This window comes from Ensifer sp. Root558, assembly GCF_001427045.1.
Classification (GTDB): Bacteria; Pseudomonadota; Alphaproteobacteria; order Rhizobiales; family Rhizobiaceae; genus Ensifer; species Ensifer adhaerens.
On the sequence record NZ_LMGC01000004.1, the window covers coordinates 53,973 to 75,261 of the forward strand.

The following is a 21,289-nucleotide window of genomic DNA, read 5'->3' on the forward strand; positions in this document are numbered from 1 at the left end:
GGGTCCTCGGTTCACATAGCTCACGCCGGCGTTCGGCCAAGGGCACGGACGAAGTGATTCACGGTAACTTCTTCCACGTTGTCGGAGGCCGGACGGCTCTTTCGCCGCACGTCGTCGGCATGGGCAAGGAAGCGGGCGCTTTGCCCTGGCACAAAGGGGCGATCGGGGTCGGGGACCGCGGAAAGAAGCAGTTGCGTATAGGGATGGCGGGGATTGCCGATGACGGCGCTGGTCTCGCCCCACTCGACCATCTGCCCGGCAAACATCACCACGACCTCCTCGGCGATGTGGGCGGCCGTGGCTATATCGTGGGTGATGTAGAGCATGGCGAGGTTCCGCTCGCGCTTGATGCGCGCGAGCAGTTCCAGGATGTCGAGGCGGATCGACACGTCGAGCATCGATGTCGGCTCGTCGGCAACGAGCACATCCGGCCCAACGGCAAGCGCCCGGGCAATGTTGACGCGCTGGCGCTGGCCACCGGACAGTTCGTGCGGAAACTTTCGTGCCGTCACATCGGCGTCCAGACCGACATCGGCGAGCAGACGCGCGACGGCAGCTTTCGCCTCGCCCCCGTTCTTGGCGTGACCATGCAAAAGCAGTGGCCGCGCGAGGTGATGGTAGACGGAGAACACCGGGTTGAGTGAGGCGAAGGGATCCTGAAACACCATCTGGATCGCCCGCCGACGCATCTTTTCGTCGGCCCTTCCTCCGGCCTGGGTAACGTCGGCGCCGCGAAACGCCATCGTCCCCGATGTCGGCGCATCGAGCCGCGCGACGATGCGGGCGCAGGTGGTCTTGCCGCAACCGGATTCGCCGACGAGCGCCAGCGCCCGGCCGGGCTTCAAGGCGAGCGAAATGCCGCGCAAAGCCTCGACGGTACCGAAGCTGCGCCTGATGTCCTTGAGGCGCACGATCGCGTCGTCTTCGTCAGCCATGGTCGTCGTTAGCGGCATCACGTTCATTCGACGACCCCCAGGCTGCGGACGGATGAGGGCAGTTGCGGGATCGCGCCCCAGAGTTTCCGCGTGTAGTCGTGTTCCGGCGCACGGCTGATCTGCTGCGTGTCGCCGACCTCGACCAGTTGCCCTTTGAGCATAACACCGATGCGATGGCAGAGCTGCGCCATCAGGTGCAGGTCGTGGGTGATGAACAGCACCGAAAAACCGAGGTTGCGCTGCAGGTCGACGAGTTGCTCCAGGATTTCCCGCTGCACGACGACGTCGAGCGCCGTCGTCGGCTCGTCCATGATGATCAGTTCCGGCTTCAGCGCCAGGCAGATTGCGATAACGATGCGCTGGCGCATGCCGCCGCTGAACTGGTGCGGATAGTCGTCGAGGCGGTTGATCGGGATTCCAACGAGCCGGAACATCTCCTCGGCCCGTGCACGGGCCTGCGGCCTGGTCGCGCCGGTGTGCTTGCGCAAGACGTCGAAAAACTGCGCCTCGACCCGCATCAGCGGGTTGAGCGAGTTCATTGCGCTCTGGAACACCATGCCGATCCGCCGCCAGCGCACGTTCTGCAGCGACGCTTCCGGCATCTTCAGGAGGTTTTGACCATCGAGCAGGATCTCGCCGCCGGCGACCCAGGCCGGCGGTTTTGACAGCCGCGTGATCGCATAGGCGATCGTGCTCTTGCCGCAGCCGGATTCGCCGGCAAGGCCGAAGAGTTCGCCGCGGCGGACTTCGAAGGAGACATCGTTGACCGCGCGGAAAGCGCCGTCGTCAAGCAGGTAATCGACGTTCAGGTTGCGGATTTCCAGGAGTGCATCGCTCATCGGGCCGCCTCCAGTTCGCGACGGCGCAGCCGCGTGAGACGCAGCCAGCGGCTGAGCGCCGGACCGGAGCGAAGCTGCGGATTGGCGATCTCGTCGAAGGTGAAGTTGATGAGCGCGAGACCAAGACCGACGAGCGCGATGCCCGCGGCCGGAACGGCGATGTCCCACCAGGCGCCGACGATGATCGCCGAGGAGTTTTGCGCATTGTAGAGCATGGTGCCCCAGGTCACCCGGAGCGGATCGCCGAAGCCGAGATATTCGAGCGTCGTCTGCGCGACGATCGCATAGATGATGCTGCCGACCACGTTGATGCCGATCAGCGGCACCAGATTGGGCAGGATCTCGACGAAGATGACCCGCCAATGCGGCTCGCCGACCATGCGCGCCGCCACCACGAATTCACGCTGCCGGAGCGCCATGGTCTGCGACCGCGTCATGCGCGCGCCCCAGGGCCACGAGGTGAGCGCGATGATCGCCATGATCGCCATCGGCCCGACCGTGCCGGCAAAAGACGCAAGCAGGATCAGCAGCGGAATATTCGGTATGACAAGGACGGCATTGGTGGCGAGATCAAGCGTCGCATCCGTGCGGCCGCCGAAGTAACCGGCGACGAGGCCGACGATGGTGCCGAGCGCGGTAATCGCAAGGCCGGTGGCAAAGCCGACGGCAAGCGACGGCCTGGCACCCCAGACGAATTGCGAGAAGACGTCGCGGCCCATCTTCGTGGTGCCGAAGACATGCTCGACGGTTGGTGGCTGATGCGAACGACCGACACGCTCGCTCGGATCACCCGGTGCTAGAACCGGCGCGAACAGCGCCATCAGGCAGAGCGTGAGAATGATGACAAGGCCGGCGACGGCTTTCTTCTGCCGCCAGAACAAGGAGACGCCCGCATTCATGCCCTGCCCTCCCTTATGCGCGGATCGACCACGCCATAGATGATGTCGACCAGAAGATTGGCGCCGAGCGTGGCGATCGTCATCAGCAGCAGTTGCCCCTGGATCACGGGATAGTCGCGGGCAACGCTTGCCGTATAGAGCGTCAGTCCGAGACCCGGATAGTTGAAGACGATCTCGGTCACGATCGAGCCGCCAAAGACCGCCCCCAGCATCAGCGCCAGGTTGGTGAGCACCGGCAGCATGGCGTTGCGCGCCGCGTAGCCGAACATGACGGCTGCTTCCGAGAGGCCCTTGGCTCGCCCCATGGTGACGTAGTCCTCACCGAGCACCGAGATCATGCTGGAGCGCATCGTCGTCTGAAACTCGCCAATCAGATAGGGCGAGAGCGTCAGCACCGGCATGATCGCATGCAGGAAGACGCTGCCGAAGAAGGTGAAGTTGAGCCCCGGGTCGAGGCTCGGATCATAGGCGTAGCCGACCGGCAGCAGCCGGAGCGTCACGCCGAAAGTGAAAAGCGTCGCAAGCGCGATGATGACGGGCGGAACGGCAATCAGCACCACCGAGAACGGCGAGACGAAACTGTCGAAACGCCCGCCACGGCGCCAGGCGGCGACGGCGCCGAGCAGCACACCGATGCAAAGAGAGAAGGTTATGGCGGTGACCACGAGAAACGCCGTCCACCCGGCCGAGCGGCCGAGAACTTCAAGCACCGTCTGCGGATAATACTTGACCGAGACGCCGAGATCGAAATGGGCGAGCCCGACGACATAGTCGACGAACTGCTGCCAGATCGGTTGCTCGATCGCACCGAAACGCGCCTTGATCGCCTCGATGGCCGCGGGCGTTGCCCGCGGTCCGAGTTGGGCGATCATGCTGTCGACGGGGGACCCCGGCATCAGCCGGGGAACCGCGAAGTTCATGACGATCGCGAAGAGGAACGCCACGCAGTAGACGGTAAGCCGTCGACGGGAAAGTCGCATCGCTGGAACCCGCTGCCACTTATTGTACGGGCTTCAGGCGGAGCAGATGCACCAGCCGCATCCGGTTGTTGTCGTGATCCTCGGGGTTCATGACAGGCTCGTCCTTCGTCACCCAGCCGGTAAAGCGCTTGGTCGAGAACTGATACCAGGTCGGACCGTTGAAGACGGGAACGACGGGCAGGTTGTCGGCGACGATCACCTGCACCTGATCGAACAGCTTCTTGCGGTCGTCGTCCGTCGCCGCCCGGCGGTAATCATCGAAGACCTTGTCGAGTTCGGGGTTGGAATAGCGTGACGGCGCGCTGGTGATACGCCCACCGAAGCCGGTCGACAGCGACTGGAAGTAGCCGCGGAAAGGCGTCGGGCCGTCGGCACGCGAATTCATCACCGCCTCGAAGCTGCCGTCGAGGATCTGTTTCTGCCACTGCTCGTATTCGGGCGTTGCGACAGAGGCGTTGATGCCAATCTTGCGCAAGCCTTCGGCCGCGATCTGCACCGCGTCGATCCAGTCGGTCCAGCCGTTCGGCACGATGATCGGAAAGGCGATCGGTTTGCCGCTCGGCGTGGTGCGGAAGCCCTCGCCGTCCTTCTTGTAGCCGGCATCGTCAAGCAGCTTGTTGGCCTTGTCGATGTCATAGGCGAGCCACTCGTCCTGAGCACCCTCGGCGGCCTTGTTGCGCCAGCTGTCGAAGCGCGGCGGCAGACCGCTCGCATGGGTGTTGACGACGGGATAGCCGAAACCGGCGATATCGACCATCGCGGTGCGATCCATGGAAAGGCTGAAGGCGCGCCGGAACGTCATATCGTTGAAGGCCTCGGCGTTGCCCGGATTCGACGACTTGAAGTTCATCTGGAACGAAACGGTTTCGGCCGGAGGCTGCCAGTAGCCATTATGGTCAGGGTCGAGGCCGACATAGGTCTTGTCGATCTGCGGCAGGAACGAGCCGAACCAGTCGATCGAGCCCTCCGGCAGGAGCGCCAGCATCTGGTCGTTGCCGGAAATCTGCGGCAGCTTCAGGCAATCGACCTTCAGCGTCGCCGCGTCCCAATAGTTGGGGTTGCGGCACTGCTCGTAGACCTGGGGCGTGAAGCGGCGGATCTCGGTCATCGGGCCGGAGCCGACGGGCGTCTCGTTCTTGAAGGCCAGCGGATCCTTCACGTCCTTCCAGATGTGCTCGGGCACCACCGGGAAATCGGCAAGCGACTCCGGAAAATGCGTGTCGACATCCTTGAGGTTGATCTTCACCTCGGTCGGCGACGGTGCCTCCACCGAAGCGACGGTTTCGCCAACGCCGACGGTATCGACCGCCGGGTTCTTCAGCATCAGCTCGAGCGTGAATTTCATATCTGCCGAGGTCAGCGGCTTGCCGTCCGACCATTTCACGCCGTCGCGCAATGTATAGGTGATCGACTTCAGATCGTCGGCAAATTTGTAGGCAGTCGCAAGCCGAAAGACCGGCTTGCCGCCGTCGTAATCATTGAAGATCACCAGCGGCTCGTAGACGAAATCCATGGTGCTCTGCCGCCGACCGCCGAGGTCGAACGGGTTGAAATTCTGCACCCAGCTCGTCTGCTCCTCGATGTGCATGGTGAGCACGGATTCAGCGCGGGCCTCAGCGGCGCCGATCATCATCAGCACGGACGCGACGCCAACAAAACGCCGTGTCGTTCCGCTCCTTCCGCCCCCCGGCGCGTTGCGCAAAGGCCGCATTTCCTCGACTGCCGTCATGACGAATTCCCCCTCAGGTTTCGTTGATCGAACTATTAAGTCAAGTAATTTGACTTAACGATAAGTCCGTCAAAGTCGCGCTGTCAATCGGGGTATTTTCGCCGAGACTAAAGTTATGGTCCGAACCGCCAAGTGGTATTTCGAACGAGAATACCACTTCCGAAATCTTGCGATTTGGCGGCTCTTTCAGGCGGCGGAATTTGGTCGGAAAACGACTTGGCCAAGCATCGCGAGCAGAATCACCGCGCAGCCCAGGATCTGGGAAAGGCTCAAGGGTGACCCCAGAAACGCCAGCGCGAAGACGAGAACCCATACCGGTTCGCAGCACATGATCACCGATGCCCGCGCCGCAGAGATCATCTGCTGGCCGCGAAACTGCAGGACGAAGCGCAGGCAGGTCGAGATCAGGATGCTTGCCAGAAACCAGCCCCAGATCGCGATCGAAGGGACTGCCGCGGGCATCTGTTCGACAGGCAGCGAGACCGCGAGGATGACCACCCCTGCGGCCACCAGCTGGATCGCGGCTGTGGCCACCGCGCCTACTTCGGTGGAATTGCGTTTGACCAACGCAATGCTCGCCGCCCAAAGCAGGGCCGAGACCACAAAATAGAGGTGAGCCACCTCCACCCGAGCGCCGGGGCCAAGAAACAGCAAGCCCATCCCGGCAAGCGCGACGGCGATCGAGATCCCGAGCGCTCGCCCGACCGGCCAGCCGAAGAACAGCAGACCGAAAACCGGCACCAGCAGGTTGCCGGTCGAGGTGATGAAGGCCGCAACGCCCGGGTTCGTCGTCTGTTTCAGGCCGAAAATCCAGGCCATCATGGCGACCGCAAGGGCGAGCGCGGCGGGAAGCAGCAGGCGCACCGCCCTGCCGAGTTCGGCAAAGGATGCGAACCTCGACAAGAGACCGATCAGCAGACCGGCGATGACAAAACGGCTGCTGAGGAAGAGCAGTGGCGGAAACTCGGCAAGAGCGTGGATCGAAAACAGCCATCCGGCGCCCGCCACAAAGGCCGCGATCGCGATCTGCAGATCGGCAATCGGCTGGGAAGGGGGCTGGGCGGAACGATCAGGGGTCATCTGTTGGACACCAGAGAAGCCGAAAGGCCGTAGCGAGCGGCCTGCCGGCTTCTCTGTCGGTTACAACCGAGATCTACCAGTGATTGTTCGGATTGTGACAAGAACGGCCGTCTACTGGTTCGCCTTGGCGTAGTCCTTCATGTTCTCAGGTGTCACCAGTTCGAACGGAACCCAGATATGCCGTTCGGTCTTTTCCTCCCGCGCCAGGGCGACGGCGGCATCCATCGCGGTCGCGCCCTGCGCGATTGCGTTCTGGAAGACGGTGACGTCGAGATCGCCTGCGGCCATGGCGGCAAGCCCGTCCGGCGTCGCATCGATGCCACCGACCACCACCTTCGACATGTCGGTGCCCGCCGCTTTCATCGCCTGGATCGCGCCGATCGCCATCTCGTCGTTGTTGGCGATGACGGCATCGAATTCCCGTCCTGTCGAGAGCCAGTTGGTCATGATGTTGCTCGCCTCGAGGCGATCCCAGTTGGCGCTCTGTTCCTCGATCACGCTCATGCCCTTGCAGTCATCGGTGGCGATGACGTCGTGAATATCCTTCGTCCGGGTCAGCGACGAATGATTGTTGAGCGGTCCCATCAGCACATAAACGGAACCCTTGCCGCCAAGCAGCCGGCACACTTCCTTCGTTTCCAGCGTGCCGGAATCGATCTCGTTCGAACCGACGAAGGCGGCAGTCGCCGGGAGCCCATCGGCATCGGCCGGCGGGTGGTTGGCGTAGACGATCGGAATACCGGCGGCACTCGCCATTTTCGTCAGCGCCGGCGTGCCGTCGCCATCGACGGCAACCACGACGATCGCGTCGACGCCGGAGGATATGAAGTTCTGTACCTGGTCCAGCTGCTTGCTCGGATCGTTCTGGGCGTCCTCGACCTGAACCGAAACGCCATCGAGCTTGGCGGCGCGGTCTTCCATGCCCTGACGCAGGATCGTCAGGAACGCGCTATCGGAACGGGCAATGGTGATGCCGATGTTTTCGGCGTGAGCGGTACCAGCCAGCAGAACCGACATGGCGGCAAACAGCAACTTCCTCATTCGAAACCTCCCAAAGGAACAGATGACCTGTGAGTCATCAACGGAATACATCATCCATTGAAAGTCAATAATGAAACATACATTTCAATTTTGTGCGGCGATGGAATGATCGAAACCCCGCGAAACTCGGGATTTTCGGTATGCAAAATCCTGATAAGATCTACCTATGAGTGTATCATCTTGATACGAGCACCGCATATCCGGGGAGATTTCGACTGCGCCTTCGGGAAACGAGGGAGCCGCTTTCGGCTGTCCTCACCGGAAATGCCGGCGGCGCGACGCCTATGACATCACGCCTTTGACCCACGCAACCCTCGCTGTCGGCAGGAGATCCCGATGACCGTACAGGAAGCAATCTTCAACTTCGGCTATGATCCCACGATCAAGGAAGATGGCCCGACGCTCCGGCCGCCGATACCCGCATCACTGCCGAGCGCGGCAACCGTGAACGCGCTCTACTTGCCGCCGCCCAAGGCGCAGGGCACACCGAGCCATGTCGGCAGCCCCGGCAGTTGCGCCGCCTGGGCCACGACCTACGGGCTTGCCACCTATTGGGCGGCCGTTTCGACCGGCGAAGCGCCGTTGCAACCCGTGCGGCAGGCAAGTCCGGCCCATATCTACATCGAAGTGATGAAGAGCTACGGGAAAACGGGTTGCGCGGGATCACAGCTGGCCTCCTATCTCAATCTGCTCAAGCAGGGCGGCACCCCGAACTGGGAGACGGCTCCCTATTTTCCGAACTGTCCCGAGCTGTGGTCGCGCTACGATCCCGGCGCCCTTCCCGACGCCAGCTTCCAGATACCCGGCTGGGCGACGGTCGAGACCAGCGATCTCGACGCGATCAAGGCCGTCATCGTCGCGGGCGGAGCGCTCTGCTACGGCACGGCACTGAACAAGGGCTTCATGCAATATGAAGGGCCGGGCGCATTGAGAGGGCCTCTGGAAAAGTTGCCGAGCACCGGCCATTGCATGTTGATCATCGGCTATGACGACGAACAGCAGGCCATTCTCATCCAGAACAGCTTCGGTGAGAATTGGGGCTGCGAATAGAACGGGCGTCGCGGCTACATCTGGATGGGTTACGAGCTGTTCCAATGCCTCGCCCAGGGCCAGGCGATGTACATCACCGGCTGACGTCGGGCGGCTTGCCCGCCGCCCGATCTACCATCCCTGAACGGAGCCGTGGCCCTACTCCGCCGCCACGGCTGCGGGATAGGCTACGGTCTTCGTGTCCTCGGCCTCGAGGCTTGCCGGCGTCTCAGGCTCGACGGAACCCTTCTTCGGTTCGCGACCGAAGAAGAGCGCATAGCCCGCCGGCAGAACCAGGATGGTCAGCACGGTCGCGACCAGGATGCCACCCATCATGGCGTAGGCGAGCGGCCCCCAGAAGACACCGCGCGAGATCGGGATCAGCGCCAGCACGGCCGTCAAGGCGGTAAGCGTGATCGGCCGGAAACGCCTGACGGCGGAGCCGATGATCGCCTCGGCGCGGTCCATGCCCGCGGCGATATCCTGGTCGATCTGGTCGACGAGGATGATCGAGTTGCGCATGATGATGCCGAGCAGCGCAATGACGCCCAGGATCGCAACGAAGCCGAAAGGCGCACCGCTGATCAAAAGGGCAGCAGCCGCACCGATGATGCCGAGCGGACCGGTCGCGAGAACCAGCATCGCCTTGCCGAAATGCTGCAGCTGGATCATCAGCAGGATGACGATGACGCCGAGCATGATCGGCGCCTTGGCGGCGATCGAGGCCTGGCTTTCGGCAGAGTCCTCCGCGCCCCCTTGGATGGCGATCGAGTAGCCGGCGGGCAGGCTGTCGCGCAGCGGCTGCATTTCGCCAAACATCTTCATCGCCACGTCATTCGGCTGCACACCATCCGGCAGGGTGCCGCGCACGGTGATCGTCGGCAGGCGGTCGCGGCGCCATTCGATGCCCTGCTCGAGCACCGGCACGACCTTGGCGACCTGCGAAAGCGGTACGAAGCCACCGAAGTCGGTCGGGATGTATATGGAGTCGACCGAACTCAACAGCTTGCGGCTTTCCGCGGGCTCGCGGGCAACGATCGCCACCGTCTCCTCGCCATCGCGGAAATTGTCGAGCGGCGCACCCGTGACGCTTGCCTGCAGTATCTGGCGGATGCGCTGCGAGGTGACGCCGAGCGCGCGGGCGCGGTCCTGGTCGATCACCAGCTTCATGCCCGGCACCGGTTCCAGCCAGTCGTCGTGCACGGCGCCGAGCAGCGGGTTCTCGTGGAACTTCGCCTTGACGCGATCGGCAATACGCCTGACTTCGTCGCGATCCGGCCCCATGATGCGCATCTGCACCGGCCAGCCGGTTGGCGGGCCCAGGAACAGGCGATCGACCTTGGCGCGGATCGAGGGGAAGTCCGCAGCTAGAATTCCGCGCATCTTGGCGATCAACCGTTCGCGCGCCGGCTCGTCCTTGGCCATCACGAGAAGCTGGGCAAAGTTCGGATTGCGAAGCTGCTGGTCGAGCGGCAGGAAGAAGCGCGGCGCGCCCTCGCCGATATAGGTGGCGATGAAGCGCTTGTCCTCGTCGTCCATCATGCGGGCTTCGAGTGCCTTGGCCTGCTTCTCGACTTCCTTGATGCTGGTGCCCTCGGGCAGCCAGAGATCGACGAGGATCTCCGGCCGCGACGACTGCGGGAAGAAGTTCTTAGGAATGAACTGGAAGGCCCAGAGGCTGACGAAGAAGAGGGCGAGCGTCGTCGACAGCACGATGATGCGATGGCGCACGGCCCAGGTGACCGTCGTGCGCAGGCGACGATAGAAGCGCGTGTCGAAGACGTCGTGATGATTGCCGGCGTGGCTGCGCTGCTTCAGGAGCATATTGCCGAGCCAGGGGGTGAAATAGACGGCAACGAACCACGAGACGACGAGCGCGATGCCGACCACGTAGAACAGCGAGCGCACATACTCCCCGGCGGTCGAAGCGGCAAAACCGACGGGAATGAAGCCGGCCGTGGTGATCAGCGTTCCGGTCAGCATCGGGAAGGCAGTGGAGGTATAGGCGAAGCTCGCAGCCTCGACCTTCACCAAGCCCTCTTCCAGCTTTCGTTCCATCATCTCGACCACGATCATGGCGTCGTCGACCAGAAGGCCGAGCGCAATGATCAGTGCGCCGAGCGAGATGCGCTGCAGGTCGATGCCGAGCTCGTACATGATGGCGAAGGTTGCAGCCAGCACCAGCGGAATGGTGATCGCGATCACCAGGCCCGAGCGCCAGCCGATCGACAGGAACGACACGACGAGCACAATCGCCAGCGCCTCGCCGAGCGCCTTCATGAATTCGCCGACGGCTTCCTTGACCACTTCAGGCTGGTTGGAGACCTGGTCGACCTTGACGCCATAGGGCAGCGACGCTTCGAAGTGCTGATAGGTCGCCTCCACCGCGTTGCCGACATCGGTCACCTTGAAGCCCTTGGCCATGACAACGCCGATCTGGACGCTGTCTTCACCGTTGAAACGGAATTTGCGCGAATAGGGATCTTCGAGACCGGAGCTGACCGTGGCGATATCGCCAAGTCGGGTGATCTGGCCGCCGGCGCGAAGCCTCAGGTTCTTCAGGTCCTCCACCTTGTCAAGACTGCCTTCGACCGAGATGCGCACCGAGCGCGTGCCGGTATCGACCGCGCCGGCCGGGTCGATGTTGTTCTGGCCGGCAATCGTGCTGCGCAGGTCGTTGAGCGTCAGCCCGCGCTCGGCCAGCGCATTGGATGAGACGTCGATATAGATCTTCTCCGGCTGGTCGCCGATGATGACGGCCTTCTCGACGCCAGGCGTCGTCAAAAGCATGTCACGCGCCTGGATCGCGAACTTCTTCAGCTCCGGATAGCTGTAGCCTTCGCCGCTCAGCGAATGCAGCGTGATGAAGGTGTCGCCGAACTCGTCGTTGAAATAGGGACCGAGCAAACCTTCGGGCAGTTCGTTGGAGATGTCACCGACCTTCTTGCGGACCTGGTAGAAGGCATCCGCCACCTGTTCGGCATTGGTGTCGCCTTCGACCTGCAACGTGATGATCGCGCTGCCGGCACGCGTATAGGAGCGCACGAAATCGAGATGCGGCGTTTCCTGCAGCTTGCGCTCGATCTTGTTGACGACCTGGTCCTGCATCTCCTCGATCGAGGCCCCCGGCCAGAAGGCCTGCACGACCATCACGCGGAAGGTGAAGTCCGGGTCTTCCTTCTGCCCCATGCGCATCAGGCCGAAGACGCCGGCAAGGATGATGAGGCCGAACAGGAAGCGCGCCATGCTCGGGTGCGCGATCGCCCAGCGCGAAAGGTTGAAGGGCCGTTTTTCGTCGGAAGAGGAGGTGGTCATCGGCTCGGTTCCGCGGTTTTCGAGTGTCAGCGCAGGAGCGGGACTTCGGCCTGGGCCGAAGCGGAGTGCTGCGTCGTCGCGTTCGAGATCGTCACCTTGAGATCGTCGGCCATGAACTGCGTCCCGGCAGCAACGACAAGGTCGCCGACCTCAAGCCCATCGGTGACGCGCACGCCGTCAGCGGTGAAGTCGGAAAGCGTGACGGGACGGCTGCTGACGGTTTCGGTGCCGCGATCGACAACCCAGACGATGGTGTAGCCGTCCTTCTGTGCAAGCGCGCTCAAAGGGACCGAGACGTAAGGCTTGCCGTTGCCGGCCGACGCCTCGACGGTCGCGGTCATGCCGAGCAGAACCCGCGGATCGTTCGGCAGGCTTACCCGCACGGAAAAGGTCCGCGACTGCGGGTCGGCGCTGCCCGCCACCTCGCGTACCGTGCCGTCAAGCGACAACCCGGTGTCGGACCAGAGCCCGACCTTGACCGGCAGGCCGGTCTTGAAATTGGCGATCTCCGTCTCGGGCACGGCGACCTGCACTTCCTTTTCGCCTTCGACGGCGACAGTCGCGACAGGCGTGCCCGAACCGACGACCTGGCCGACATCGGCATTGATCGTGGTGACGATGCCCGGCCGGTCGGAGACGAGGTTCGTATAGGTCACCTGGTTCTCCACCTGCGACAGCGCCGACTTCGCAGCGTCGCGCGTCGCCACGGCCTGATTGTAGCTCAGCACCGACTGATCGAATTGGGCCTGCGAGGCAAATTTTCGGGCGAGCAGTTGTTCGGCGCGATCGCGCACCAGCTTGACTGTCTCGACCTGACGCTCGGCCGCTTCCAGATTGGCCGAAGCGCTGCGCACGGCGAGCTCATAATCGGTGGCGTCGACGCGGGCGAGCAGATCGCCGACCTTTACGCGGTCGCCGACATTGACGACCCGCTCGACGATCTTGCCGCTAACGCGGAAGCCGAGGTTCATTTCGGTCCGTGCCCGCACGGAGCCGGAATAGCTGAGCTGGCGGGCCGTGTCGGCCTCAGCAATCTCGACGACCTTGACCGGGCGCACCACCGCAGTGGCTTCGGTCTTTTCCTGCGAGCAGCCGGCCAGTGTCGCCGCGAGCATCGAGAGGAGTGCAGCAGTGGCAAAAAATGAAGTACGGCGGCGAAATTCTATGAGCTTAAACATGTTCGCACTCCCAAAACAGGCTGGCGCAGGCCGAAGCCGCGCCGGAAATATTTCTGCTAAATTTTCAATGCGTTGATCGCGAACTCGACCAGCTCTTCCGGGCTTGCGCGGTTCGTCTTGCTCAGACACTGGGCGACCATTTGCGGGTGGCAAAGCGTGACGGTCGCCGCCCCAAAGCAACGGGACGCGGCATCGGCGTCCTGGTCGCGAAACTCGCCCGCGGCAATCCCCTCGCGGATGACGTCGGCGAGGAGCGCGTCGATCCTGTCGATGTGCTTGTCGATGACGTGCCACTCGCGTTCGATGGCAACGATCACCATCTCGTGCACCTTCGTGTCGTCGAGCATCAGTTCGACCGTCATTTTGTGCTGTGCGTGGACGTAGCGGTGCAGGCGCTCGCTCGCGCTCAGCGGCAACTGGCAGATCTCCTGCGCCATCTGGTAGCTGGCCGCGAGCATGCGCGCGCAAAGCGCCTGGTGGATCTCGGTCTTCGAGGCAAAGAAACGGTAGATGTTTGCCGGCGACATGCCGAGCTCGCGGGCGATGTCGGCAACATTGGTCTTGCTGTAGCCGAAGTGCCGGAACAGCCCCTCCGCTGCATCGAGGATGCGCGTGATGTTGTCCTGCCGTGTCTGGTCGACGACGATATCGTTGCTCACCGGCATCGCTGGCCTTTCGATTTACGACTGACGAATTTCGTATTTCGTCAGTCGTAAATCGAAACGAGGTGTGCGTCAATGGCACAGTCGGGCGTGGTTGATCACGTTTTGAAGAACGAGCGAGACGCCCTCCTCTGGCACACGAGGGCCTCCGCGACGCAGACTGGGTGACGGGGTGCAACCGCGGCGCCGTTGACTCGACACGCTATGGTGGTTACTGGCGACTTAACTGCCGTGTTTTTCGGATTTCTCTCAAAGGGTTCAGCCATCGATGGCCACAGGTCTCATCGCCCTCCTCGACGACATCACTGCGATCGCCAAGATGGCTGCGGCCTCGCTTGACGACGTTGCCGCCCAGACGGTGAAGGCCAGCACCAAGGCCGCTGGCGTCGTGATCGACGATGCGGCCGTGACGCCACGCTATGTCGTTGGCCTGACGCCGGAACGGGAACTGCCGATCATCGCGCGGATCGCCTTCGGCTCGCTCAAGAACAAGCTGCTCTTCCTTCTGCCGGGAGCCCTTCTGCTCGGCTACTTCGCACCCTGGGCGATCACGCCGCTGCTCATGCTCGGCGGCATCTATCTCTGCTACGAGGGCGCCGAGAAGCTCTATGGTGCCCTCTTCCCCCATGCCGCCCACGCACATGAGGAAGCCGTGCTCGGCGCGACGAGCGATCCGGCAGCGCTCGAAAACGAGAAGGTTGCGGGCGCCATCCGAACCGACTTCATTCTATCCGCCGAGATCATGGCGCTGACGCTCTCGACCGTTGCCGACGCCAGCATCTACACGCAGGCAGCAGTTCTGGCCGGGGTCGGCATCCTCATCACGCTTGCCGTCTACGGAGCGGTTGGCTTGATCGTGAAGGCCGACGATGCCGGCGTCGCGCTTGCCAAAAACCCCGTCGCGCTCCTGCGGCCGCTCGGCCGCGGACTGGTGCTCGGCATGCCCGTGTTCCTCAAGGCTCTCGCCGCCATCGGCACCGCCGCCATGCTGTGGGTCGGGGGCAGCATTCTCGTGCACGGCATGGCGCAACTTGGCGAGGCCAGGCCGGAACATTTCATCCACGACATCTCCGAGCATGTCGCGCAGGCGCTTCAGTTCGCGCCCGGGCTCGTCGGCTGGTTTGCGACCTCGGCACAGCAGGCACTGCTCGCCCTCGTCGTCGGCGCCATCACGATCGTCGTCTTGGGTAATGTCGTCGCGCCGATCTGGGGGCGTCTGCGCCCGGCAAAGCGCTAAAGGCGTTCGAAAGGTTTTCGGAAAGGAGGCCGCCTCCGGCCTCCTGCCAATCCGCAATCAAGCTTGCCGGAGCCGTTACCGCTTGTACTTCACCCCCGGCAGCACGCAGAGCATTTCATAAAGCAGGTTCGCCGCGGTGATCGCGGTCGTTCCAGTCGTGTCGAAGGGCGGGCTCACCTCGACGAGATCGGCGCCGACCAGGTTGAGACCGCGGCAGCCGCGGATGATCTCGAGTGCCTGGATGACGGTAAGGCCCCCGATCTCGGGCGTGCCGGTGCCTGGCGCATAGGCGGGATCGAGGCTGTCGATGTCGAAGGTCAGGTAGGTCTTGTGGTTGCCGATCTTCGCGCGGATGCCTTCGATCAGCGGCACCAGCGACTTGTGCCAGCATTCCTCGGCCGGGACGACGGTGAAGCCCCTGTCGCGCGACCAGTCGAAATCGTCGGAAGCATAGCCGGTGCCGCGCAGGCCGATCTGGAAGACGAGATTGGGATTGAGGCAGCCGTCCTCATAGGCGCGACGGAACGGCGTGCCGTGCGCGATCTTCTCGCCGAACATCGTGTCGTTGATATCCGCATGCGCATCGACATGGATGAGGGCGACCGGCCCGTGTTTTTCGGCAATCGCCTTCAGGATCGGGTAGCTGATCGTGTGATCGCCGCCGAGGGTCAGCGGGATACAGTCATGCTTAAGGATCTCGCGGATGCCGCGGGTGATGATCTCCATATTGGCCGGCAGGTTGAAGGTGTTGATGGCGATGTCGCCGATATCGGCGACCTGCAGGCTTTCGAACGGGGCGGCGCCGGTCGCCATGTTGTAGGGACGGATCATCACGGATTCCGCGCGGATCTGGCGCGGTCCGTAGCGCGTACCAGACCGGTTGGACGCGCCGATATCCATGGGGATGCCAACGAAGCAGGCGTCGAGGCCTTCAGCCGAGGTCGCGGTGGGAAGACGCATCATCGTGCCGGGGCCGCCGAAGCGGGGCATATCGTTGCCGCCCAGCGGCTGGTTGAATTTTTCGTCCATGGAAGTTCTCCCTTTCTGTCGCCGGAACCCTAGCAGCCATTGCCACCCGAGAAATGCCCTTCGATCGAACGTTACTTCGATCGCGGTCAAACAAACATGCCCGATGCGGCAAAGGCCGGCGTCGATTGCCGTTTACGACGCCGCCGCGTCTCCCACACCTAGCCAAAGGGAGTGTTGCCCTCAAAGGACCCGCCAATCACTTTGGCGAAAACAAAAATACGCTGTTCTTGGGAGGAACCATGCAAAAGTTAACCCGCACCGCCCTGCGCTCCATGTTCGCCGCGTCGCTCGCCGCCATTGCGGCCTCAACGACCGCCCAGGCGCAGGACAAGCTGTTCATCTACAATTTCTCCGACTACTTCGCCGAAGACACCGTTTCGAATTTCCAGGCGAAGACCAGCGTTGAAACTCGGGTGGACTTCTACGATTCCCTTGAAGTGCTTGAAACCCGGCTGCTTGCCGGCGGCAGCGGTTTCGACGTCGCCTTCCCGAGCGCCACGGTCGGCGAGCGCCTGATCCAGTCCGGCGCACTGAAGCCGATCGATGTCACAGCGCTCAAGAACTACGGCAATCTCGACAAGGACCTGTTGAAGCTTGTCGCCGAGCACGACCCGGAGAACAAGTATCTCGTTCCCTACATGTGGCTGACGACGGGCGTTGCCTACAACGCCAAGCTGGTCAACGAGCGCCTGCCCGAGGCACCGGTCAATAGCCTCGACATGTTCTTCAAGCCCGAGATCGCCCAGAAATTCCAGGACTGCGGCATCGGCATCGTCGATGCGCCGAACGAGGTGATCCCGATCGCGCTCAACTATCTCGGCCTCGATCCCTATTCCACACAGGCGGAGGATCTCGACAAAGCCAAGGAACTGCTGCTGAAGCTGCGCCCCTTTATCCGGCACATGCAAAGCGGCCAGCTCGTGGCCGACATGGCCTCCGGCCAGCTCTGCCTGGCGCTGATGTGGAGCGGCGACGCCGGCATTGCAGCGGCCCGCGCCGAAGAGGCGGAGACCGGTGTTGCGGTCGCCTACTCGATCCCGAAGGAAGGCACGATCATTTCCTTCGACACGATGGCGATCCCGGCCGACGCACCGGATCCGGAACAGGCGCTGGCTTTCATCGACTATATCCTCGAGCCGAAGACAGTCGCCGCGATCAGCAATCGCGTCTTTTACGCCAACGCCAATGCCGCGGCGACGGCAGAGGTCGACGCCGGCATCCGAGACAACCCGAACATCTATCCGCCTGCCGAGGTCCGTTCCAAGCTCTTCGTCGACAAGTCGCTGCCACCGCGCCAGACGCGCGAGCGCACCCGCGTCTGGTCAGCATTCCGGGCCGGCCAATAGGCCAACCGTCAACAGCAGGACCAGATCCCGTGCCATCCTATATTTCGATCGAAAACCTGGCGAAGTCCTATGGCGTCGTCACGGCCGTCAACAACATCAACCTCGGCATCGAGAGGGGCGAATTCTTCTCGCTCCTTGGGCCCTCCGGCTGCGGAAAGTCGACGCTGCTGCGGATGATCGCCGGCTTCGAGACGCCGACCTCGGGCGCGATCAGGCTGGAAGGCGCCGACGTCACCGACGTTCCGGCGCATCGGCGTCCGACCAACATGATGTTCCAATCCTACGCGCTCTTTCCGCATCTGACGGTCGGCAAGAACATCGCCTTCGGATTGCACCAGGACGGTCTCGACAAGAGCGAGATCAGGAAGCGGATCGACGAGGTCTCGGAAAAGCTGCAGCTGACCGCACTGCTCGATCGCAAGCCGGCGCAGCTTTCCGGCGGCCAGCGCCAGCGCGTGGCGCTCGCCCGCGCACTGGTCAAGCGGCCGAAGGTGTTGCTGCTTGACGAGCCCTTGGGCGCGCTCGACAAGAACCTGCGCACCGAAACCCAACTCGAACTCGTCCGCCTGCAACGCGAACTCGGCCTCACCTTCATCATCGTCACCCATGATCAGCACGAGGCGATGACCGTTTCCACCCGCATCGCCATCATGAAGCAGGGACAGGTGCTGCAGGTCGGCTCGCCGTCAGACGTCTACGAGGCGCCGCGGTCGCGCTACGTCGCGAAATTCCTTGGCGAAACCAATGTCTTTGCCGGCGGACGATCGGAACGCGATGGCGAAGAACTGCGGATCGAAAGCGATGAGGCCGGCGGCGGTGTCCGCGCCGCCTTCACCGACCGGGTGGCGCTCGACCGGCCGTTCTGGGTTTCGGTCCGCCCTGAACGGGTAGAGCTTACAACTTCGGGCAGCGGCCTCGAAGGCACCGTGGAACAGCTCACCTATACCGGTGTCGAGAGACACTACCGCGTGCGGCTGAAGTCGGGCGCGACGCTCGACGCGCGCCGGGTCAATCTCGGCGCCGAGAGCGATCTTCGCGTCGGCGACCGCGTGTTCGCAAACTGGCCGCCGCAGGCAAGCCGGCTGCTGGCCGAATAGGAGGTCGACCCTTGTCTTCCATCGCCCATTCTTCCGCAGCCGCCCCCTCCGCAAAGGCGAACTGGGCCAAGCGCCTGCTGATCGCCATCCCCTATTCCTGGCTGCTCGTGTTGTTCCTCGCGCCCTTCGCGCTGGTTGCCGGTATCAGCCTTTCGACCGTCCGCCTCGGCATGCCGCCATTCGAGCCGCTGACCGCCTGGGACGGCTCGATCCTGAACCTTAGGCTCAATTTCGAGAATTTCCTCTATGTGCTGACCGACGACACCTATCTTCTGGCGTATCTGACGAGCCTCAAGATCGCGGCGATCTCCACGGCTGCCATGCTCTTCATCGCCTATCCCCTCGCCTATGGCATCGCGTCCTGCTCGCCCTCCTCCAGGTCCCTGCTGGTCTTTCTGGTGATCGTGCCGTTCTGGAGCTCGATGCTGATCCGCGTCTATTCCTGGATGAGCATTCTCAGGAACGACGGTCTTTTGAACGCGCTGCTTTTAAAGATCGGGCTGATCAGCGAGCCGCTGCGAATCCTCAACACCGAGACGGCGATCTATATCGGCATCGTCTACACCTACCTGCCCTTCATGGTGCTGCCGATCTATTCGACCTTGAGCAGCGCCGATCGGACTTTGATCGAGGCGGCGCGCGATCTCGGCTGCTCGCGCATCTCCGCCTTCTGGCGGGTCACCTTCCCGTTGAGCCTGCCCGGCGTGCTCGCGGGCTGCGCGCTGGTCTTCATCCCGGTCGTCGGTGAATTCGTGATCCCGGATCTCTTGGGTGGCGCCGACACGCAGATGATCGGCCGCGCCATCTGGCTCGAATTCTTCAACAACCGCGACTGGCCGATGGCCGCTGCCGTGACCATCGTCTTGCTCGCTCTGCTGGTCGTACCGATCGTCTATTTCCAGTCGCGCCAATCGCGTGAACAAGGCTGAGGAGCAAGCCATGACAAAACCAAGCTGGTTCAATCGGCTGTCGATCCTGTTCGGTCTTGCCTTCCTCTATCTGCCTATCGTCGTGCTCGTCGTCTACAGCTTCAACGGCTCGAAGCTCGTGACGGTCTGGGGCGGCTTCTCCACCCAATGGTATGCGACTGTTCTCAACAATCCCTCGATCATCGAGGGCGCGAAAGTCAGCTTCCTGGTCGCGGCGGTCTCGGCCACCGCCGCCACCCTTCTCGGCACGCTTGCCGCCGTCGTCATGGTGCGGCTGCGTCGCTTCCGTGGCCGGGCACTGCTGAACGGCATGCTGCTCGCCCCGATGGTGATGCCCGAGGTGGTGATGGCCGTGTCGATGCTTCTGATGTTCGTGACGCTCGGGATCGACCGCGGGCCGCTCACCATCACGCTGGCGCACACCACCTTCACGCTCTGTTTTGCGACTGTCGTGCTGCAATCGCGGCTGGTCGAACTCGACCCGTCATTGGAGGAGGCGGCGCGCGATCTCGGCTGCCCTCCGGCAAAGGCGTTCGTCAGCGTCGCCTTACCGAACATGATCCCGGCGCTCGTCTCCGCCTGGCTGCTGTCCTTCACCCTGTCGCTGGACGACCTGGTCATCTCGAGCTTCACGACCGGGCCGGGTGCATCGACCCTGCCGATGAAGATCTATTCACAGATCAAGTTCGGCGTGACGCCGGAGATCAACGCGATCTCGACGATTATCCTCGGCATCGTCGTGTTTGGATTGGTGGCCGCTCAACTGGTCTCGCGGCGCTCCGAACAACGGGTGAGCGCCGCGGCTTGAGGTAACTCTGAGGAAGATAGACTTCCCCGGAATTCCCGACAAATGCGCCGGGTCAGTGCGGCCTCAGCGCGCCAGCCGGCGAAAGATACGTGGCCAGCGGATCCTCGAAGGCATTGCTTGCCGAAGACACGGCATCGATAAACAGCGAGAACAATGCCGTCTGCGAAGTGATGTCGAGCTTGGCGTAGAGGTTGCGGCGATGCAGCTTGACGGTCGCCGGCGAGATGCCGAGCTTTTCGGCAGCACCCTTGACCGAGTAACCGCGCAGGATCATCTGCGCCACCTGGCACTCGCGATCGGTCAGCAGGCTGCGGCCAAAATTGCGCACCGCCTGCGCCAGGGCGCTTTGAAGCGGCGAGCCGTCGTCGCCCAGGCCTTCGGGTCTGAGGTCGCGATAATGCCGAAGCACGGCCATGCTGATGAGCGGCGCCGCATTCTGCAGGAAATCCTGATCTTCGCCGCTGAAGGCCGCGTGCGCATGGCGGCGCGCCAGAGAGATTGCGATCTTCGTGTCGGCATCGATGCCGATGAAGACGTTGAATTCGTCGTGCAGGCCCGAATGCCGGTAGTAGTCGCGGTAGTACTGCGACCGGTCGAAGGACGGATCGATTTGCCGCAGGCGATAAAGCCCGTCGTCGCCATTGTCGAGCGCCAGCCGGTAGAACGGATCCATCCGGTACGGCCCCTGCAGATAGGCGCGAATATCCGACAGCCCCCTGTCCGTGCGCCAGTCGTTAAACAGGATCTTCGGCGCGGCGTCGCGTCGATAGAGGAGCATCAGACCGGCATCGATCGCAATGTGCCGCTTGAGCGAATGTGTCAGCCGGTCCTGGAAATCCGAACGGCCCACCCCCTCCATCAGCGACAGCGCCAGATCGCCTACACCGGACACCTGCTGCGCCGGCGCGCAGACTTTGATGATCGTATCGTCGTTCATATTGTTCTCCTCCACGCGCAGACTAGGCGAAGGTTGGGTTGGTCGCAAGTAACGGAATTTCACTACGGGATTTCCAAAACTATCTTTTGGCGAACCAAAACAACGGCATAGGTGGCCGACATCCGGCGGGGCAAGGCCTTGCGGCGCGGCACGGATGGCCCGCCTCGGAGCGAACCTAGCCCTTTGGCGTATTCCGAGCAGCGATACCGACGCCTAGAA

18 protein-coding genes are annotated in these 21,289 nt (G+C 62.7%); 6 read left to right on the forward strand and 12 right to left on the reverse strand.

Annotated elements, in window-relative coordinates; translation table 11 throughout:
- Positions 1-20: 20 nt before the first annotated feature.
- From ASD63_RS08020 to ASD63_RS08050, 7 genes are all read right to left on the reverse strand, one after another.
- On the reverse strand, positions 21-962 hold the full coding sequence (locus tag ASD63_RS08020; protein ID WP_051659167.1) for an ABC transporter ATP-binding protein: 942 nt from the start codon (positions 960-962) through the stop codon (positions 21-23).
- Complete coding sequence (locus ASD63_RS08025; RefSeq protein WP_060519302.1) at positions 959-1,774, reverse strand: ABC transporter ATP-binding protein; 816 nt, start codon at positions 1,772-1,774, stop codon at positions 959-961. The genes ASD63_RS08020 and ASD63_RS08025 overlap by 4 nt, the downstream gene beginning before the upstream one ends.
- Positions 1,771-2,673, reverse strand: coding sequence for an ABC transporter permease (locus ASD63_RS08030; RefSeq protein ID WP_034789645.1), 903 nt, complete (start codon positions 2,671-2,673; stop codon positions 1,771-1,773). Before ASD63_RS08030 ends, ASD63_RS08025 begins: the two co-directional genes overlap by 4 nt.
- Positions 2,670-3,653: an ABC transporter permease gene (locus ASD63_RS08035; protein WP_034789647.1), complete on the reverse strand. Its 984-nt coding sequence runs from the start codon at positions 3,651-3,653 to the stop codon at positions 2,670-2,672. Before ASD63_RS08035 ends, ASD63_RS08030 begins: the two co-directional genes overlap by 4 nt.
- A gap of 19 nt (positions 3,654-3,672) precedes the next feature.
- On the reverse strand, positions 3,673-5,286 hold the full coding sequence (locus tag ASD63_RS08040; RefSeq protein ID WP_244496833.1) for an ABC transporter substrate-binding protein: 1,614 nt from the start codon (positions 5,284-5,286) through the stop codon (positions 3,673-3,675).
- Between the two features lie 282 nt (positions 5,287-5,568).
- On the reverse strand, positions 5,569-6,462 hold the full coding sequence (locus tag ASD63_RS08045) for a DMT family transporter (protein ID WP_060528957.1): 894 nt from the start codon (positions 6,460-6,462) through the stop codon (positions 5,569-5,571).
- Positions 6,463-6,573: 111 nt separating this feature from the next.
- Positions 6,574-7,503, reverse strand: a complete 930-nt coding sequence (locus ASD63_RS08050; RefSeq protein ID WP_034789652.1) for a sugar ABC transporter substrate-binding protein — start codon at positions 7,501-7,503, stop codon at positions 6,574-6,576.
- Positions 7,504-7,839: 336 nt separating this feature from the next.
- On the opposite strand from ASD63_RS08050, the gene ASD63_RS08055 reads away from it, so the two are divergent.
- The gene (locus ASD63_RS08055; RefSeq protein WP_060528958.1) at positions 7,840-8,553 is read left to right on the forward strand and encodes a C1 family peptidase; all 714 of its coding nucleotides are present in this window, start codon (positions 7,840-7,842) and stop codon (positions 8,551-8,553) included.
- Between the two features lie 138 nt (positions 8,554-8,691).
- On the opposite strand, the gene ASD63_RS08060 is transcribed toward ASD63_RS08055, so the two are convergent.
- The 3 genes from ASD63_RS08060 to ASD63_RS08070 form a co-directional block, all read right to left on the reverse strand.
- Complete coding sequence (locus ASD63_RS08060; protein WP_060528959.1) at positions 8,692-11,847, reverse strand: efflux RND transporter permease subunit; 3,156 nt, start codon at positions 11,845-11,847, stop codon at positions 8,692-8,694.
- Between the two features lie 26 nt (positions 11,848-11,873).
- On the reverse strand, positions 11,874-12,962 hold the full coding sequence (locus tag ASD63_RS08065; protein WP_051659168.1) for an efflux RND transporter periplasmic adaptor subunit: 1,089 nt from the start codon (positions 12,960-12,962) through the stop codon (positions 11,874-11,876).
- A gap of 119 nt (positions 12,963-13,081) precedes the next feature.
- Positions 13,082-13,690 (reverse strand): TetR family transcriptional regulator, encoded by a 609-nt coding sequence (locus tag ASD63_RS08070; RefSeq protein ID WP_034789660.1) that lies wholly within the window; start codon positions 13,688-13,690, stop codon positions 13,082-13,084.
- A 265-nt stretch (positions 13,691-13,955) separates the two neighbouring features.
- Here ASD63_RS08070 and ASD63_RS08075 point away from each other — a divergent pair, with 265 nt between their 5' ends.
- Positions 13,956-14,924: a DUF808 domain-containing protein gene (locus tag ASD63_RS08075; protein ID WP_060528960.1), complete on the forward strand. Its 969-nt coding sequence runs from the start codon at positions 13,956-13,958 to the stop codon at positions 14,922-14,924.
- 75 nt (positions 14,925-14,999) lie between these two features.
- Here ASD63_RS08075 and speB read toward each other — a convergent pair whose 3' ends face one another.
- The gene (gene speB / locus ASD63_RS08080) at positions 15,000-15,953 is read right to left on the reverse strand and encodes an agmatinase (protein WP_034789665.1); all 954 of its coding nucleotides are present in this window, start codon (positions 15,951-15,953) and stop codon (positions 15,000-15,002) included.
- Positions 15,954-16,192: 239 nt separating this feature from the next.
- Between speB and ASD63_RS08085 the strand changes: the two genes are divergently transcribed.
- From ASD63_RS08085 to ASD63_RS08100, 4 genes are read left to right on the forward strand one after another with little or no spacing between them, the layout of a single operon-like run.
- Positions 16,193-17,299: an extracellular solute-binding protein gene (locus tag ASD63_RS08085; RefSeq protein ID WP_034789666.1), complete on the forward strand. Its 1,107-nt coding sequence runs from the start codon at positions 16,193-16,195 to the stop codon at positions 17,297-17,299.
- 29 nt (positions 17,300-17,328) lie between these two features.
- Entirely contained in the window at positions 17,329-18,396 is a 1,068-nt protein-coding gene (locus ASD63_RS08090; RefSeq protein ID WP_234798796.1) for an ABC transporter ATP-binding protein, read from the forward strand.
- Positions 18,397-18,407: 11 nt separating this feature from the next.
- Complete coding sequence (locus tag ASD63_RS08095; RefSeq protein WP_082572806.1) at positions 18,408-19,325, forward strand: ABC transporter permease subunit; 918 nt, start codon at positions 18,408-18,410, stop codon at positions 19,323-19,325.
- 10 nt (positions 19,326-19,335) lie between these two features.
- On the forward strand, positions 19,336-20,133 hold the full coding sequence (locus ASD63_RS08100; protein ID WP_060519288.1) for an ABC transporter permease: 798 nt from the start codon (positions 19,336-19,338) through the stop codon (positions 20,131-20,133).
- Positions 20,134-20,185: 52 nt separating this feature from the next.
- Here ASD63_RS08100 and ASD63_RS08105 read toward each other — a convergent pair whose 3' ends face one another.
- Positions 20,186-21,070 carry a LuxR C-terminal-related transcriptional regulator gene (locus tag ASD63_RS08105; RefSeq protein WP_051659169.1) on the reverse strand — a complete coding sequence of 295 codons (885 nt, stop codon included), beginning with the start codon at positions 21,068-21,070 and terminating at the stop codon, positions 20,186-20,188.
- Positions 21,071-21,289: the final 219 nt, after the last annotated feature.